Raw genomic sequence first — 17,113 nt, 5'->3', positions numbered from 1 at the left:
CCTTACGGGGTGGTGCCGGGGCCGGACGGACTGCTACGGGTCAGACGACCGACGACGTGCTGTCGTCCTGCGACTCGGAAGCCGGAGCTTCAGGGGTCGCCGGAGCCTCAGGGGTCGCCGGATCGGCCGGTGGCGTCGGATTCTCGGCCTCGGCCTTCGCCGCCGCCTCGCGCTCCGCCGCAGCCGCGCTTATCGCGCGCCATGCGGACTCCGCCGCCTGCTGTTCCGCTTCCTTCTTGCTGCGGCCGGTGCCGGTGCCGTACGAGACACCACCGACGCGGGCGGCAGCAGTGAAGGTCTTCTCGTGGTCCGGGCCCGTCTCCGTGACCAGGTACTCGGGAACACCGAGCCCCTCGGCCGCGGTGAGCTCCTGGAGACTGGTCTTCCAGTCCAGACCGGCCCCGAGACTGGACGACTTTTCGATCAGTGGATCGAAGAGCCGGTGCACCAGCTCGGAAGCTGCCTCAAGACCTTGGTCGAGATAGACCGCGCCGATCACCGCTTCCAGGGTGTCGGCAAGGATGGATGCCTTGTCCCGGCCTCCCGTGCCCTCTTCGCCCCGGCCGAGCCGGATGAAGGAGCCGAGTTCGAGGCCGCGGCCCACTTCCGCCAGCGCACGAGAATTGACCACCGCGGCCCGGAGCTTGGCCAGTTGGCCTTCCGGGAGATCGGGGTGGGTGCGGTACAGCGTGTCCGTGACGACGAGGCCGAGCACGGAGTCCCCGAGGAACTCCAGACGCTCGTTCGTCGGCAGGCCGCCGTTCTCGTACGCGTACGAACGATGGGTCAGCGCACGCACCAGAAGGGCGGACTCGAGGTGATACCCGAGCCGCCCTTCCAGAAGCGTGTGAGACGAGGCATTGTCCGTCTTGTGTGACTCAGACATGGTGCCTCTCACCAGCCGCTCAGACCTCGAGGACCTGGCGCTTGTTGTACGTGCCGCAGCTCGGGCACGCAATGTGCTGGAGCTTCGGCTCCTGGCAGCGCTCGCACGACACCAGGGTGGGGACCGCAGCCTTCCACTGCGACCGGCGGTGGCGCGTGTTGCTGCGCGACATCTTCCGCTTCGGAACAGCCACGGCTACTTCTCCTGCTTCTCGTCGACGCCAGATTCAGCGTCGTTCACGTTGTCCTTCTCGTCGACCTGGCCGGTCTCGACGAGTCCCTGCAGTGCCGCCCAACGAATGTCGACGGCGTCATGGTGGTGGTCGGGGTTCTCGTCCAGCCTGATTCCACATGTGGAACACAGGCCGGCACAGTCCTCCCGGCACACCGGCTGCATCGGCAGTGCGAGCACTACCACGTCACGCAGCACGGGTTCGAGGTCGAACAAGCCGTCCTCAAGAAAGAGCGTGTCCTCGTCGTCCTCGGCGTCGTCGCCCGGTTCCGCTTTTGCACGGCCCCGGTCGTCGGCGTCAGGGTACGAGAACATCTCCTGGAAGTCCGCCTTGACGTTAAGTCGCACCGGCTCCAGACACCTTACGCACTCCCCCTCGGCCGTGGCACGGGCGGTGCCTGTGACAAGCACCCCTTCCATGACGGATTCGAGGCGGAGCCTGATCTCCAAGGGCGCACCTTCCGGTACGCCGACGACCCCTTCGACACCGAAGTCCTTGGGGGCCTCCGCAGAACGGGTCAGCCGCTGGAGCGCACCGGGACGCCGGCCCAGCTCGTGTGTGTCGAACACGAGGGGGTTGCGGTGGTCGAGGCGCGCGTTCAGGGGATTTCCTGCCTTCGGATTGCTGTGGAGGGCTGCCGTAGCGTCGCAGGACGGAGGTCCATGGCGAATCGGGCAGCCGAAATCGCAGACGTGGTCCGCGACGAATGGCCAGGATACTGGACGCTTCGCCCAGGGCCCAATCCGGTCCCGGCAACCCTGTGCGCAGGGATCCGGCAGCCCTCTCCGGACGGGTCTAGCGGCCCTGCTCGTACTCGCGCAGCTGGTCGAGATTGATCATGCTCGTGTCGAACATGCTGGTCTCGTCGAGTGCGCCCTGCTGGGGCTGGTGGGGCTGGGGCTGGTGCTGGGGCATCTGCGGCTGGTGCTGCGGCTGCTGGGGCTGCTGCTGCACCGGCTGGCCGTACTGGTCGTAGCCCTGCTGCGGGTAGGAGGCCGCGTACGGGTCCTGCTGGTAGCCGTACGGGTCCTGCTGCCGGCCGTAGGAAGCCGCGTAGGCGTCCTGGGGCTGGGCCTGGGCCGGCTGGGGGGCCTGGGGCTGCTGGCCGTACTGCGTCGCGTACGGGTCGTACGGCTGCTGGGCCGGGATCTGGGGCTGGGCCTGCGGGGGCTCGGGGGTCCTGGCCGGGGACGCGGGCCGGGGCTCCGCGAGGTCGGCGAGGAAGTCGGCGTCGCTGCCGCGCAGCTGCGAGTGGTCCAGGCCGTCCTGCTCCGCCATGTGCACGCCGAGCTCGTCCGAGGCGACCCGGCCGTGCAGCTTCTGGCGGCCCTTGCCGACCGCTTCGAGGGTCTTGGCGAGGACGGCCTCGAAGGCGCCCAGTTTGGTGTCGACGTACTCGTCGGCGCGCTGCAGCAGGGTGGAGGGGTCCGGGCTGTAGTCCGGAGCGTCCTCGTCCGCGTAGCCCTGCTCGTCGAGGCCGGGGCCCCGGCCGAGCAGCTTCTCGCGGCCACGGCCCACCGAGCCGATGGTCTTGGTGAGGACGACCTCGAAGTTCGCGAGCTTGGAGTCGACGTACTCGTCGGCCTCCGCGCGGATCTCCTCGGCGTCCTGGCGGGCTTCGGTGAGGATGCGGTCGGCCTCGGCCTGGGAGCGGCGGGCGACCTCGGTGTCGGAGATCAGGTCGCCGCGCTGGGCCTGGGCGGACTCGATGATCCGCTCCGCCTCCTGGCGGGCCTGTTCGACCACCTGCTCACGGCCGCCGATCAGCTCCTGGGCCTGGGCGAGGGAGCCGGGCAGCGCGCGGCGCACCTCTTCGAGCATGTCGAGCAGGTCGGCGCGGTTGACCACGCACGAGGCCGACATGGGCATCGACCGGGCGCTGCCGATCGTCTGGACGATCTCATCGAGCTTGTTCTGCACGTCCACCGTGTGCTCGCCACTCTCTCGGCCTGGTTTGGAGACGGACGGGACGACTGTAAGGCCAGTCGCCTCCCGCCCGACACCGGGTGACGGTTTGTCAGTTCCCCTGCGCTTCGGCGCGCCTCTCCGCGAGGCGCTTCGTCAGCGCCGCGTGCACGTGCTCCGGCAGCAGGTGCGCGACGTCGCCGCCCCAGGCCGCGACCTCCTTGACCAGGCTGGAGGAGAGGAAGCTGTAGGTGGGGTTGGTCGGTATGAACAGGGTCTCGATGCCCGAGAGGCCGTTGTTCATCTGGGCCATCTGCAACTCGTAGTCGAAGTCGCTGACGGCACGCAGGCCCTTGACGATCGCGGGGATGTCGCGGTCCTTGCAGAAGTCGACGAGAAGGCCGTGGTGGGACTCCACCACGATGTTCCCGTAGTCGGCGGTGGCCGCCCTGATCAGTTCCATCCGCTCCTCGACGGAGAAGAGGCCCTGCTTCGACTGGTTGATCATCACCGCGACGTGCACCACGTCGTACAGCCTGGAGGCTCGGCCGATGATGTCGAGATGTCCGTTGGTGATGGGGTCGAACGACCCGGGACAGACTGCTCGGCGCATCTGTGGTCCCCGTCTCTCCGGTCCGGTCATCGTGCGTCTTCGCACGGTGAGGCGGCGCGACCGTACCAAAGCGTTCCCTCGCCGTAACGACGGGCCCGCAGTGGCTCGAATCCCTTGGGCCACTTGAATTCTCCGCCCCTGGTACTGCGTTCCACAGTGGCCAGGGCGTCCTCCGCGAGCCAGCCCTGGGCGTGCAGTGTGAGGAGAATCTCCCGGAGATCGTCGTCGGTGACGGCGTACGGGGGGTCCAGGAAGACGATGTCGTACGGCTCGGCGGGCGCCGGGGTGGCCACGACCTGCTCCGCCTTGGCCGCGCGGACCTCGGCGCCGGGCAGGCCCAGGGTCCTGACGTTGTCCCGGATCGTACGGACGGCCTTCTGGTCGGCCTCGACGAGCAGGGCGTGCACTCCGCCCCGGGAGAGCGCTTCGAGGCCGACGGCGCCGGAACCGGCGTACAGGTCGGCGATCCGGATGCCCTCAAGGGTGCCGAGGAGCGCCTCCCAGGTGGAGAACAGGCCCTCGCGCGCACGGTCGGAGGTGGGGCGGGTGCCGTCGCCCGGCGGGACGGTGAGGCGTCGTCCGCCGGCGGTGCCTGCGATCACGCGGGTCATCTGGTGAAGTCCTTGGTCGGTGCGCGGGAGCCGGTGCGCGGGAGGGCTGGTCGGCTGTGTCACCCAAGTCTCTCAGCCCGGGGTTCGCCCGGCTCTCTCAGCCCGGGGTTCGCCCGGCTCTCTCGACCCGGGGTTCGGCCGGCCGCCCGGCCCGCGTACCAATCGCCCCACTCAGCCCTTGACGAGCTGGACCACCGCGGTCCGGGTGCCGGTGTGCGTGGAGTCGCCGTAGAACGGGTCGTCCGCCCACGCACTGGAGACCGCCTCGATCTTCCCCTTCTGGAACGGGGTGGTTCCGGTGGGCACGACGCGGAGGGTCCAGGGGACCGGGGCGCCGGGGACGCAGGCCACAGTGTCACCGGCCGAGCCCCGGATGATGACCTTGTTCTTCACCTGGGTGAGGCCGACGTAGAGGTGGGTCTCGGCCGGGACGTTGCAGCTCACCGTGCCGTGCACGAGGGCCTCGCCGTTCAGGGCGTTCGCCTGCCCCGTGAGTGCCACGTCCATGCCGAGGGCCAGTTCCGCGGGCGGGGGCGGGTTGTTCACCTGGAACGAGCCCCGGGAGGCGGCCTCGCCGCCCCCGCAGCGGTACTCGAAGGCGACGTCCAGCTTCTCGACGTACTCGCGGGGGCCGAGGACCAGCTCCTTGATCTCGAAGGTGCCGGTGGCTCCGTCGCTGCAGGAGCGGCCGTTGCCGTACAGCTCCATGTGGGGGTTGCCCTTGGCGCCGGCTGTGTACGTGCCCGGCTTGAGGGCGTCGTCGGCCTGGAACCGGAGGGTCCAGGTGGAGTCGTCGGCCGCTTCGACCCGGAGGTAGAGGGAGTTGCCGGTCTTGCTGCCCGCCGCGTGGACGGAGTCCTTGTTCGCGGTGGAGTACGCGTAGGACCGGCCCTGGCTGATGAAGTCGCCTTCGTCGCCCGAGAAGCTGAACGCCCCTGTGTCGTTCGGAGAGGCCTGTGCCGTGCCCGCCGTGGCGACCGTCCCGGAGACCAGGGCCAGGGTCAGGCCGAAGGCCGCCGCGATGCGGCCGAGCGCACGTCTTCCGGTGCTGTGGATACCGCTGTTCATCGTGCCCCTCATGGGTCGGAGATGTCGCGGCGATGCTGCACACCCGCAGCGTGTCCGCGTCAAGTCACCCGAAATAAAGGGCAGTTGGGGCACCCCGTCCGCAATCATCCCTTGTCCAGGTACTCTTCCCGGTCCTTGTCCAGCAGGGCGTCCAGGGCCGTCCTGAGCTCCGGCAGCCGCTCCAGTTCCGGGTCGTCCGCGACGATCAGGACCGCCTCCTCGCGGGCGGCGGCGATGACCTCCTCGTCCTCGATGACGGCCAGGACGCGCAGGGAGGAGCGGACGCCGGACTGGGCCTGGCCGAGGACGTCGCCCTCGCGGCGCTGTTCGAGGTCGATGCGGGAGAGCTCGAAGCCGTCGAGCGTGGCGGCGACGGCGGAGAGCCGGGCGCGGGCGGGGCTGGCCTCGTGCATCTCGCTGACCAGCAGGCACAGGCCGGGGGCTGAGCCGCGCCCGACCCGGCCGCGCAGTTGGTGCAGCTGGGAGACGCCGAACCGGTCCGCGTCCATGATCACCATTGCGGTGGCGTTGGGGACGTTGACCCCGACCTCGATGACGGTGGTCGCCACCAGCACGTCCACCTCACCGGCGGAGAACCGGCGCATCACGTCGTCCTTGTCGTCCGGCTGCATGCGCCCGTGCAGCACCTCGACGCGCAGGCCGTTCAGCGGGCCGGTGCGGAGCTGGTCGGCGATCTCCAGGACGGCGAGCGGAGGCCGCTTCTCGGGGTCCTCCGCCTCCTCGGCAGTCTTCTTGGACTTCTTCTTCGGCTCGTCCTCGCCGTCGCCGATGCGCGGGCAGACGACGTACGCCTGGTGGCCGTTCTCCACTTCTTCGCGGACGCGCTCCCAGGCGCGGGCCAGGAAGTGGGGCTTGTCCTTCGCCGGGACGACATGGGTGGCGATCGGCGAGCGTCCGGCGGGGAGCTGGTCGAGGACGGAGGTCTCCAGGTCACCGAAGACGGTCATGGCCACCGTGCGCGGGATGGGGGTGGCGGTCATGACCAGGAGGTGCGGGGGCTGCTTGCCCTTGGAGCGGAGCGCGTCGCGCTGCTCGACGCCGAACCGGTGCTGCTCGTCGACGACGACCAGGCCCAGGTCGTGGAACTGCACCTTGTCCTCGATCAGCGCGTGCGTGCCGATGACGAGGCCCGCCTCGCCCGTGACCAGGTCGAGGAGGGCCTGGCGCCGGGCGGGCATCCCCATGGAACCGGTGAGCAGCACCACCTTCGTGCCGAGCGAGGACCCGCCGAGCATGCCTCCCTCCGCGAGCTCGCCCATCATCTCGGTGATGGAGCGGTGGTGCTGCTGGGCGAGCACTTCGGTGGGCGCGAGCATCGCGGCCTGCCCGCCCGCGTCGACGACGGCGAGCATGGCGCGCAGGGCCACCAGGGTCTTTCCCGATCCGACCTCGCCCTGGAGGAGGCGGTGCATCGGGTGCTCGGTGGCGAGGTCGTCGAAGATCTCCTTCGACACCTTCTGCTGGCCGTCGGTGAGGGTGAAGGGGAGCTTGGCGTCGAAGGCGTCGAGCAGGCCCTCGGGGACGGGCCTGCGGGCCACGGCGGGCAGCTGGGTCTCGGCGAACCGGCGCCTGGCGAGGGCGACCTGGAGGATGAACGCCTCGTCCCACTTCAGCCGGTCGCGGGCCTCGGCGATCTCCGCCTTCGTACGCGGCCGGTGGATCTTGCGGAAGGCTTCGGGGAGCTCGACGAGGCCCCGGCCCTCGCGGAGCGCGGGCGGCAGCGGGTCGACGAGCTCCGCCCACTTCGTCGCCTCCATCGAGGCCAGGACGAGGTCGACGGTCTTGGCGATCTTCCAGCTCTCCATCTGGGCGCAGGCCGGATAGAGCGGGATCAGCTGGTTCGCCCAGGCCGCGACGGCGTCCTCGCCCGCGTCCTTGCCGATCATTTCGTACGCCGGGTGGGAGAGCTGGCGGATGTTGCGGAACATGCCGACCTTGCCGGAGAACATGCCCTTGCGGCCCGGCAGCAGCTCCTTCTGGTGGTGGTAGATCGCCTTGCCGAAGAAGACCAGCTGGAGGCGTCCGCTGCCGTCGGTGAGGGTGACTTCGAGGCGCTGGCCCTTGCCGTTGTTGAAGCGCAGGACGCGGGCTTCGGCGACCTGGGCGACGACGGTGGCGTGCTCGTCGAGCGGGAGGTCGGCGAGCTGGGTGAGCTCGCCGCGCTCGGCGAACCGCCGGGGGTAGTGGTGCAGCAGGTCACCGACCGTGTGCAGGTCGAGGTGCTCGGCCATCACCTTCGCGGTGGTGCCGCCGAGTGTCTTCTTGAGTGATTCGTCGAGCGAGGGCACGAGATCCATTGGACACCATCCCTCTGACAACGCCCTCGCCCTGTGGAAAACCTCCCGCGGCCCTCACGCGCGGGCCCGGCGCCCCCGCTCGTACGCCGCCCCGTACTCGGCGGCCGTCAGCGCGCCCCTGGCCGTCTCCCGTGTCCGTACGACGTCCCGGTCGCCCAGCAGCGCCGTGCCCCGCAGCCCCTCCGCCTCGCCCAGCAGCTCCGCGGCCCGCAGCGGACCTGCCGCCTCCGCCCGCGCCTCCGCGATTTCGGCGAGCAGCAGCCTGCCCGGGGCATCGGCCGCCAGCACCGCCGCCTGCTCGAACCACTCCTGGGCCTGGACCCCGTCCCCCTCCGCCCACGCCGTGCGCCCCAGCCCGAGGAACACCCGCAGCGTCTCCCCCGTCCCGAACCAGTTCGCCGAGCCGCCTTCGAGCGCCGTCTCGTAGTGCACGCGCGCCCGCGGCGTGTCCCCGGACAGGCGGGCCGCGTCGCCGAGCCCGCGCAGTGCGCCCGCCGCCTTGTCCGGCAGACCGATGGAGCGCGCCAGCTCCGCCGATTCGGCGAACAGGGCTGCTGCTTGTGCCTGTTGGCCCGCGTGCAGCAGCACATGGGCCCGCCGCAGCAGCATGTCGGCGGTCTCCTCGGGAGCCCGGAGCTCCTGTACGAGGCCGAGCGCCTCGCCGAGCAGGGCCAGCGCCCGGTCGGTGTCCCCGCGCCAGTGCGCGAGCGTGGCCAGCGGGTCGAGGGCGTTGGCGATGCCCCACCGGTCACCGGTCGTGCGGAATCCGTCGAGCGAGCCGGTGAACGCCTCCTCGGCCGCTCCCGGCCGCCCCTCGAAGAGGTGCTGGTAGGCGCGGCCCATCCGCAGCAGGGCAGCCGCCCACGGACTGCTGCTCGCGTACGCCGCCTCCGTCTCCGCCGTCGCCTCCGTACGCATCCGCGGGCCCGCCGCGAGCGACCACAGCGTCAGGGCGTGCGGCATCCGCAGCCGACCGATCAGACCCTCCATCAGGGTGTCCACGCGGGCGATCAGCACCTCGTCCGCAGTACTGCCGCCTTCCCCCTCCCGGTGGACGACGGCGGCCAGGAGGCACAGCGCGTACTCCTCCACCAGCCCCTCGGGCGGCTCGTCCCCCGCCCGCGCCAGCAGTTCCCGGGCCGCGGCCGACAGCTCCCCGGCCCGGCCGCGCAGCGGTGCGTACCAGGACAGGCAGGCCAGCAGCCTCAAAGAGGCGGCGACGGTTCCGTGGTGCAGTGCGGACAGGAGGTTGGTGTGCTCGGCGTCGAGGCGGTCCAGCCAGCGGAGCTGCTCCCTGCCGCGCAGGAGGGGGTCGGCGGTCTCGGCCGTCGCGAGGAAGTACGCCGCATGGGCGTCCCTGAACTCCCGCTCCCCCGCGCCCAGTTGTTCGGCGCAGAACGCCCGGATGGTTTCCAGCATCCGGTACCGGCCGTCCACCGCCGTCACGAAGGACTTCTCGACGAGCGAGGCCAGCAGGCCGTCCGCGTCGTCGACCCCGCAGACCCGCTCCACCGCGTCCAGCGTCGCGCCCCCTGCGAACACGGTCAGCCGCCGTGCCAGCTCCCGCTCCGCCTCGTCGAGCAGCTCCCAGCTCCACTCCACGACCGCGCCCAGGGTCCGGTGCCTGGCCTCCTTCGTACGGTCGCCGCGCGACAGCAGCCGGAAGCGGTCGTCGCCGCCCCGGCCGAGCCGGTCCGCGAGCCGGTCCGCGATCTCGCCGACGGAGAGGGTGCGCAGCCGGGCCGCCGCCAGTTCGAGGGCGAGCGGCAGTCCGTCCAGGGCGGCGCAGATGTGTTCCACGCGCGCGTGGCCCTCGCCGCCCGGCCGGAAGGCGACGCCGGGGCGCACCGTCGCCGCTCGCTCCAGGAAGAGCTGCACCGCCGCCGGGGCGCCCAGGGGTTCCACCGCCACCAGGGTCTCCCCTGTGATGCCGAGGCCTTCACGGCTCGTCGCCAGGATCCGTATGTCGGGACAGACTCCGAGGAGCAGTGCGCCGAGCCGGGCCACCTCGTCGACCAGGTGCTCGCAGTTGTCGAGCAGGAGCAGCAGCCGGCGCCCCTCGAACGCGGCCAGTGCGGACAGCAGCCGGTCCGTCGCGTCCCCGGCCCCCGGCCCCGTCCGCTCCCGGAAGCCGCTGCCCCGTACGCCGAGCGCTCCCAGCACCGCGTAAGGCAGCCGCACCGCGTCCGGCACCGGTGCCAGCTCGGCGTAGCAGACCTCACCCGGCCAGCGCCCCGCCGCCTCCACCGCCAGCCGTGTCTTGCCCGCCCCGCCCGGCCCGGTGAGGGTCACCAGGCGCGAGGACCCCAGCAGCTCGCCGAGCCGCGCCAGTTCCTGCGTACGCCCCACGAAGCTGGTGAGGCGGGCGGGGACGGGGCGCGGCACGGCGGCCCGTTCCGGGCGCAGCAGTTCCAGGTGGAGGGCGGCCAGCTCGGACGAGGGGTCGGCGCCCAGCGCTTCGGCGAGGGCCTGCCGGGCGTCCTCGTAGACGGCCAGGGCCTCCGCGGTCCTTCCGGCCGCCCGCAGCGCCCGCATCAGCAGCCCGTACAGCCGCTCCCGCAGCGGATGTACGGCGACGAGCTCGCGCAGTTCCGGTACGAGCCCGGCCCCCGGCCCCGTGCCCCTCCCCAGCTCCGCCTCCGCCAGGTCCTCCCGTACGCCCAGCAGCATCGCGTCCAGCCGGTCCGCCTGTGCCCGTGCGAACGGCACGGACGCCAGGTCCGCCAGGGCGGGGCCCCGCCACAGGCCGAGCGCCTCCCGCAGCAGTTCCGCGGACCGTCCGTGCTCGCCCGCCCCCAGCGCCTCGCGTCCCGCCCGCGCCGTCGCCTCAAAGAGGTGCACGTCCACCGTGTCCGGGGCGATGTCCAGCCGGTAGCCGGCGGGCAGCGACTCGATGCCCGCGTCGAGTGTCCCGAGCCGTCGCCGCAGCCGGGACACCTGTGACTGGAGGGCGTTCGCGGCGCGGGCGGGCGGCTCGTCCCCGTACAGCCCTTCCAGCAGCCGTGCGGCGGGCACCGTGCGGCCCGCGTCCAGCAGCAGCAGTGCGAGCAGTGACCGCGGCCGTTCGCCGCCGGGGTCGAGGGTCTCTCCGTCGTCGGTACGTATCTCCATGGGGCCCAGCAGTCCGAAGCGCACCCGCCGATTCTGCTGGACGAAGGGCGTTCCGGGGCGGGTGAGCCGTCTCCCGAGGCGTTTTCGGGCAAGAAAAAAACCGGCCCACCCGAGGGTGGACCGGTCCTTTAAGCAACCAGCTAGGTGGCCGCGCTATCTAGACGTCAGCGCGAGACCTTGCCGGCCTTGATGCACGAGGTGCAGACATTCAGCCGCTTCGGCGTCCGCCCGACCACTGCACGCACGCGCTGGATGTTGGGGTTCCAACGACGCGGGGTACGGCGGTGCGAGTGCGAAATGTTGTTGCCGAAGCCCGGCCCCTTGCCGCAGACGTCGCAGTTGGCAGCCACGGTCACTCCAAAGACTTCAGATGCACTTACAGTGAATTCCGGCAGGCCGAAGGATCCGAGGATCCTGTGGCACTGCCGGGGGAATGTCCCGATTTTCATCGGGCAACCGGAGCAGCATACAACGACTGCTCTCGTACAACGAAACTACCACGGCTCCCGGGACCCCCGCCCCGGCCCCTTCCCTCTGCGGCCCACCGCCGGAAGCTAGTCTGCGAACGTTCCCGCTGCTCAAGGAGGAGGCCCAGGTGCCGCAGTCCCCCGACGACCTCGACGCCGTCGCGGTACGCACCTGGTGCTCGCTGGCGCTGCACGCGCTGGGTGCGGAGCGCGAGGAGATCGACGCGATCAACGTCTATCCGGTCGCGGACGGGGACACCGGAACCAACCTCTATCTGACGATGGAGTCGGCCGCCCAGGCCGTGGAGGCGGTCTTCGCCGCCCACGAGACGGTTTCCGGCCCTGCCGCCTCGGCCCCCGCGCTCTCCGATGCCGTACGGGCGATGGCGCACGGCGCACTGATAGGTGCCCGGGGGAATTCCGGGACGATCCTCTCCCAGCTGCTGCGCGGGATGTCCGAGGAACTGGCCGGTGGCGAGAGTGCCGACGGTGCGGGCCTGCGGCGGGCGCTGCGGCGGGCGGCGTCGTCCGCGTACGAGGCGGTGGCGCACCCCGTGGAGGGCACGGTGCTGACGGTGGCCACCGCGGCGGCGGACGCGGCGGAGGCGGGCGCGGTGGCCGGAGAAGGCGGAGCAACCGCCACGGCCGCCGACGTCGCACGCACCGCCTACGAGGGGGCGCGTACCGCCCTCGCGCGGACCACCGGGCAATTGGCGGTGCTGGGCAGTGCCGGGGTCGTCGACGCGGGCGGCCGGGGCCTGGTGACCGTGCTCGGGTCGCTGGTCGAGGCGCTGACCGGGGAGGCCGTGGCCGTACGTCCGCAGGCGCCGCACGGTGTGCTCGTCGACGACGACTGCTCCGCCGACCACGCGGACGAGGGCGGTCCCGCCTTCGAGGTGATCTACCTCCTGGAGGCGGACGACGCGGCGGTGGACCGGCTGCGGACCCGGCTCGACGGCATCGGCGACTCCCTGGTCGTCGTCGGCGGCGACGGCCTGTGGAACGTCCATGTGCACGTCGACGACGCGGGTGCGGCCGTGGAGGCGGGAGTGGAGGCGGGTCGTCCGTACCGCATCCGGATCACGCACTTCGGCGCCGACCGGGTCGCCCCGCCGCGCGAGCGCGCCCAGCGGGCCGTCGTCGCGGTCGTCCCGGGCGAGGGTCTGAGGAAACTGTGCACGGAGGCCGGTGCGACGACCGTGCTGGCGCGGCCCGGGGAGCCGCCGGCCAGCGGCGAGCTGGTCGACGCGATCCGCCGTGCGCACGCGCGCGAGGTCGTACTCCTGCCGAACGACGCGGATCTGCGGCACACGGCTGCGGCTGCCGCCCAGCAGGTGCGTACGGAGGGCGTGCGGGTCGCCCTGATCCCGACACGGGCCGCGGTCCAGGGCATCGCGGCCCTCGCCGTGCACGAGCCGGACCGGCGCTTCGACGAGGACGTGGTCGCGATGACGTCGGCGGCGGGCGCCACCCGTTACGCCGAACTGGCCGTCGCGGAGCGGCAGTCGTGGACGACGGCGGGGGTCTGCCAGGCGGGCGACGTCCTCGGACTGATCGACGGCGACGTCGCCGTCATCGGGACGGACGTCGCGGCGACGGCACGGACGGTGCTGGACCGGATGCTGTCGGCGGGCGGCGAGCTGGTCACGCTCGTCCTCGGCGAGGAGGTCCCGGACGGGCTGGCGGACGCGCTCGAATCCCATGTGCGGAGGCGGCACCTGGCGGTGGACACGGTGACGTACCGGGGCGGGCGGCAGGCGGCGCCGTTGCTGATCGGGATCGAGTAGGGCGCTGAACGGGTAAGCCCTCGGTAAGCCCGCGGTAAGCGGCCCCTTCCAAGCTGCTCCACATGACGAAGCAGCAGCACACCAGCCTCTCCCACCTCCACCTCCTCATCTCCGGCGCCAGCATCGCCGGTCCCGCTCTCGCCCTCCAGCTCGCCCGTCGCGGGGCCCGGGTCACTGTCGTCGAGAAGGCGCCCGCCCTCCGGCCCGGCGGATTCGCCGTCGACTTCCGGGGGCACGTGCACCGCAAGGTCCTTCAGGACATGGGGATCTGGGACGAGGTGCACGCCCGCCAGACGCACATGGGGGTGCAGACCGTCGTCGGCGCCGACGGCACTCCCCGCGTCGATCTGCCCGCCGCCATGATGAGCGGTGACGTCGAGATCCCGCGCGGCGACCTCGCGGCGATCATGTACGAGCGCACCAAGGACCTGGAGAACGTCGAGTACGTCTTCGGCGACTCGATCGCCACCCTCCACGAGACCCCGACCGGCGTCGACGTCACCTTCGAGCAGGCGGCCCCCCGCACCTTCGACCTCGTCGTCGGCGCCGACGGCCTGCACTCCCGCACCCGCGCCCTCGCGTTCGGCGACGAGTCCCGGTACCTGCGTTTCCTGGGCTACTACGTCGCCGCCTTCGACGTCCCCAACCACCTCGGCCTCGACCGCACCGCCCGCCTGCACAGCGATCCCGGCCGGATGGTGAGCATCGGCAACGCCGACGGCGACCCGTCCCACGCGGGGGCCTCCCTGGTGTTCTCCTCCGCCGAGCGGCTGGACTTCGACCGGCGCGACCTCGCCCAGCAGCAGAAGATCATCGCCGAGCGGTTCACCGGCATGGGCTGGGAGGCCCCGAAGGTGCTGGAGGCGCTCGCCGCCCTCGAATCCGCCGACGAGCTCTACTTCGACGCCATCGCCCAGATCCACATCGACCGGCTTTCCACCGGCCGCGTCGTGCTGATCGGCGATGCGGGGTACGGGGCCACGATGGGCGGCATGGGCACCGGAGCCGCGATCGTCGCCGCGTACGTGCTGGCCGGTGAGCTGGCTGCCGCGCACGGCGACCACCGCACCGCCTTCGCCGCGTACGAGGCCGGGTTCCGGGACTTCGCGAAGGGCTGCCAGAAGATCGCGGGCAACGCGGGCCCGTTCTTGGCCCCGCCCACCGAGCGCAGGCTCCGCCAGCGCGACCGGACCTACCGGATCCTCGGCTCGCGCCCGCTGGCCCGCCTCTTCAAGAAGCTCACCGAGAAGGCCGCCACGGACATCACCCTGCGGGACTACCCCTGAGGGTCGCGCAGCCGCCACCCGTGGTCGACCGGGCCGATGCCCGCGCCCAGGGCGAATCCCGCCGCAATCGCCTCCGTGACGTACTCCTTCGCCGCCGCGACTGCCTGCGGTACGTCGAGTCCTTTCGCCAGGCCCGAGGCGATCGCGGAGGCGAGCGTGCAACCGGTGCCGTGCGTATGGCGGTTGTCGTAGCGGGCGGCGCGCAGCCAGTGCTCCTCGGTGCCGTCCGTCAGCAAGTCGACGGCGTCGCCCGGGAGATGGCCGCCCTTGACCAGCACCCAGCGCGGCCCGCACGCCAGCAGAGCGTCCGCTGCCTGCCGCATGCCGGCCTCCGACTCGACGCGTACGCCGGTGAGTTGGGCCACCTCGTCGAGGTTGGGGGTGGCCACGGTCGCCGTCGGCAGGAGCCTCTTGCGTACGGACTCCAGCGCGGAGGCGGCGAGCAGCGGGTCGCCGTGCTTGGAGACGCCGACCGGGTCGACGACCACCGGGGCGTCGGTGTCCGCGAGGAGCTCCGCGACCGTCTCGACGAGCTCGGCCGACGACAGCATGCCGGTCTTCACGGCCTGCACGCCGATGTCGTCGACGACGCTGCGGTACTGGGCGCGCACCGCCTCGACCGGAAGGTCCCAAACCCCTTGCACGCCGAGGGAGTTCTGGGCGGTGACGGCGGTGAGCACGCTCATTCCGTGCACGCCCAGCGCCAGCATCGTCTTCAGGTCGGCCTGAATGCCGGCGCCGCCGCCGGAGTCCGATCCGGCGACGGTGAGCACGCAGGGGAGCACGCCGTGACGCGCGGCAGGAGTTATTCGCATACCTGCGAATGTAGCGCGGTCACCAGCGCTCCCACACGGCACAAGGCTCAGCCCTCGATGTCGCCGAAGTGGTCCCAGCCGCCCTTGCTCGTCCACGGCGCCCCGTCGACCGTCACCTGCGGCAGCGCGGACGGGTTGAGCACCTCGCCGATGACCTTCCAGCGGGCCGGGAGCTTCACGTCCGGCGGGAAGGTCGCCACGATCGCGTGGTCCTCTCCCCCGGTCAGCACCCACTGGAGCGGGTCGACGCCGACCGCCTGCCCGATGTCCGACATCTGGGTGGGGATGTCGATGAGGCCCGAGCGCAGGTCGATGCGGACCTTGCTCGCCTCCGCGATGTGCCCCAGGTCGGCGACCAGACCGTCACTGACGTCCGTCATCGCGGTGGCGCCGAGCCCGGCCGCCGCGGGACCGGCGTGGTACGGCGGTTCCGGCCTGCGGTGCGCCTCGACGAAGGCCCGCGGTGAGCGGAAGCCGCGCGAGAGCACCGCGTGCCCGGCCGCGGACCAGCCCAGCCAGCCGGTCACCGCCACCACGTCGCCGGGCTGGGCGCCCGAGCGCAGCACGGGTTCGTGGTTGCGCAGGTCGCCGAGCGCGGTGATCGCGACGGTGATGGTCTCGCCCCGTACGACGTCCCCGCCGACCACGGCGGCGCCCGCCACCTGGCACTCGTCGCGCAGGCCGTCCATCAGCTCGGTCGGCCAGGTGGCCGGGAGCTCGGCGGGCACGACCAGGCCGAGCAGCAGCGCCGTCGGCACCGCGCCCATGGCGGCGATGTCGGCGAGGTTCTGCGCGGCGGCCTTGCGGCCCACGTCGTACGCCGTCGACCAGTCGCGGCGGAAGTGCCGCCCCTCCAGGAGGATGTCCGTGCTGGCGACGACCCGCCTGTCCGGTGCGGCCACGACCGCCGCGTCGTCCCCGGGCCCCAGCCGTACGGCCGGAGTGGAGGTGAGCCTGGAGGTCAGCTCCCGGATGAGGCCGAACTCCCCCAGTTCGCCCACGGTGCCCTTCATCAATGTGCCCCTTCTGCCCCAGTGCGCTTGCGGTCGCGAGCCGACCCTGCTGTAGGTACCGTCAACATGTACGTCAACCTCTGTTCGCCGTACGCCATGTCGTCTGCCGTGATGTGCCTCTTGCGTGAGGGCGTCACCGGCCGCGCAAGTCTCCCCACCGCCCGCGACGACGCGATACGGTGGCGTCTCTTTCCCCCACCCCACATGATCCTCGTGGCCGCTTTGGAGGTTCCGTGGTACAGGCGTACATCCTCATCCAGACCGAAGTCGGCAAGGCGTCTACCGTCGCCGACACGATCGGCAAGATAGCGGGAGTCATCCAGGCCGAGGACGTCACCGGACCCTACGACGTCATCGTGCGGGCACAGTCGGAGACCGTGGACGAGCTCGGCCGCATGGTGGTCGCCAAGATCCAGCAGGTGGACGGCATCACGCGCACGCTGACCTGCCCGGTCGTCCACCTGTAACCCCCGTCTACCCTGGCCCGGTGACTTCTTCGAACCACCGGCTCCGCCGCACTTCGGCCGCCGCAGCGATTCTGCTGTCGGCGGCCGTTTCCTGTTCTCCCACCGACGGTTCCGCGGCTGTGACGGTTCCCTCGCCGTCCGCCGAGATCGCGGGGTACTGCAAGGCGCTCCACAAGGAACTTCCGAAGAAGGTCATCGAGGACGTCGAACGCCGCGAGACGTCGCCCGACTCCCCGTACACCGCGGCCTGGGGCGACCCGGCGATCGTACTGCGCTGCGGGATCGACCGGCCCGACGAGGTGGGCGATCCGCATGCCAACGGCGTGGAGGTCAACGGCGTCGGCTGGGTGGTCGACGACAAGGGCGAGGACGGCCTCCGCTTCATCACCATGTACCGCGAGGCGTACGTGGAACTCCTGGTCCCCGCGTCGTACCACGCGGACGCGGGGATCCTGGTCGAGTTCGCGAAGCCCGTCGCCAAGACGGTCCCCAAGTCCCTGGAGGACCCCAAGTTCTGACCGCGCCCCGTAGGGG

General features: G+C 71.5%; 16 protein-coding genes. 4 read left to right on the top strand and 12 right to left on the bottom strand.

Annotated elements, in window-relative coordinates; translation table 11 throughout:
• Positions 1-40: 40 nt before the first annotated feature.
• The 10 genes from rnc to rpmB form a co-directional block, all read right to left on the bottom strand.
• Positions 41-886 (bottom strand): ribonuclease III, encoded by an 846-nt coding sequence (rnc, locus tag ACWGIG_RS25570; protein WP_453324005.1) that lies wholly within the window; start codon positions 884-886, stop codon positions 41-43.
• Positions 887-905: 19 nt separating this feature from the next.
• Positions 906-1,079: a 50S ribosomal protein L32 gene (gene rpmF, locus ACWGIG_RS25565; RefSeq protein WP_003965982.1), complete on the bottom strand. Its 174-nt coding sequence runs from the start codon at positions 1,077-1,079 to the stop codon at positions 906-908.
• Positions 1,080-1,081: 2 nt separating this feature from the next.
• Positions 1,082-1,720, bottom strand: coding sequence for a YceD family protein (locus tag ACWGIG_RS25560; protein WP_453324006.1), 639 nt, complete (start codon positions 1,718-1,720; stop codon positions 1,082-1,084).
• A 193-nt stretch (positions 1,721-1,913) separates the two neighbouring features.
• On the bottom strand, positions 1,914-3,044 hold the full coding sequence (locus ACWGIG_RS25555) for an ATP synthase F0 subunit B (protein WP_453324004.1): 1,131 nt from the start codon (positions 3,042-3,044) through the stop codon (positions 1,914-1,916).
• Between the two features lie 91 nt (positions 3,045-3,135).
• Positions 3,136-3,636 (bottom strand): pantetheine-phosphate adenylyltransferase, encoded by a 501-nt coding sequence (gene coaD, locus ACWGIG_RS25550; RefSeq protein ID WP_453324003.1) that lies wholly within the window; start codon positions 3,634-3,636, stop codon positions 3,136-3,138.
• A 26-nt stretch (positions 3,637-3,662) separates the two neighbouring features.
• Complete coding sequence (gene rsmD / locus ACWGIG_RS25545; protein ID WP_453324002.1) at positions 3,663-4,247, bottom strand: 16S rRNA (guanine(966)-N(2))-methyltransferase RsmD; 585 nt, start codon at positions 4,245-4,247, stop codon at positions 3,663-3,665.
• Between the two features lie 171 nt (positions 4,248-4,418).
• Entirely contained in the window at positions 4,419-5,315 is an 897-nt protein-coding gene (locus tag ACWGIG_RS25540) for a hypothetical protein (RefSeq protein ID WP_453324001.1), read from the bottom strand.
• 104 nt (positions 5,316-5,419) lie between these two features.
• Positions 5,420-7,633, bottom strand: coding sequence for an ATP-dependent DNA helicase RecG (recG, locus tag ACWGIG_RS25535; protein WP_453324000.1), 2,214 nt, complete (start codon positions 7,631-7,633; stop codon positions 5,420-5,422).
• Positions 7,634-7,687: 54 nt separating this feature from the next.
• A complete protein-coding gene (locus ACWGIG_RS25530; RefSeq protein WP_453323999.1) occupies positions 7,688-10,768 on the bottom strand; it encodes a BTAD domain-containing putative transcriptional regulator in 3,081 nt (1,026 codons plus the stop codon).
• A gap of 140 nt (positions 10,769-10,908) precedes the next feature.
• Positions 10,909-11,094, bottom strand: a complete 186-nt coding sequence (rpmB, locus tag ACWGIG_RS25525; protein WP_015036441.1) for a 50S ribosomal protein L28 — start codon at positions 11,092-11,094, stop codon at positions 10,909-10,911.
• A 245-nt stretch (positions 11,095-11,339) separates the two neighbouring features.
• On the opposite strand from rpmB, the gene ACWGIG_RS25520 reads away from it, so the two are divergent.
• Positions 11,340-12,998 carry a DAK2 domain-containing protein gene (locus tag ACWGIG_RS25520; RefSeq protein WP_453323998.1) on the top strand — a complete coding sequence of 553 codons (1,659 nt, stop codon included), beginning with the start codon at positions 11,340-11,342 and terminating at the stop codon, positions 12,996-12,998.
• 62 nt (positions 12,999-13,060) lie between these two features.
• Complete coding sequence (locus tag ACWGIG_RS25515) at positions 13,061-14,284, top strand: FAD-dependent monooxygenase (RefSeq protein ID WP_453323997.1); 1,224 nt, start codon at positions 13,061-13,063, stop codon at positions 14,282-14,284.
• On the opposite strand, the gene thiD is transcribed toward ACWGIG_RS25515, so the two are convergent.
• Both thiD and ACWGIG_RS25505 read right to left on the bottom strand, forming a co-directional pair.
• A complete protein-coding gene (thiD, locus tag ACWGIG_RS25510; protein WP_453323996.1) occupies positions 14,275-15,099 on the bottom strand; it encodes a bifunctional hydroxymethylpyrimidine kinase/phosphomethylpyrimidine kinase in 825 nt (274 codons plus the stop codon). The two genes, ACWGIG_RS25515 and thiD, sit on opposite strands and share 10 nt — an antisense overlap.
• A gap of 47 nt (positions 15,100-15,146) precedes the next feature.
• Entirely contained in the window at positions 15,147-16,112 is a 966-nt protein-coding gene (locus tag ACWGIG_RS25505; protein WP_453323995.1) for a thiamine-phosphate kinase, read from the bottom strand.
• Positions 16,113-16,345: 233 nt separating this feature from the next.
• Here ACWGIG_RS25505 and ACWGIG_RS25500 point away from each other — a divergent pair, with 233 nt between their 5' ends.
• Positions 16,346-16,579: an Lrp/AsnC ligand binding domain-containing protein gene (locus ACWGIG_RS25500; protein ID WP_453323994.1), complete on the top strand. Its 234-nt coding sequence runs from the start codon at positions 16,346-16,348 to the stop codon at positions 16,577-16,579.
• 20 nt (positions 16,580-16,599) lie between these two features.
• Entirely contained in the window at positions 16,600-17,097 is a 498-nt protein-coding gene (locus tag ACWGIG_RS25495) for a DUF3515 domain-containing protein (RefSeq protein WP_453323993.1), read from the top strand.
• The last annotated feature ends 16 nt before the right edge of the window (positions 17,098-17,113 follow it).

Source organism: Streptomyces sp. NPDC054863 (assembly GCF_053610825.1).
The sequence above is the reverse complement of the archived record's forward strand: the minus strand, read 5'-3'. Positions and strand labels throughout refer to the sequence as shown.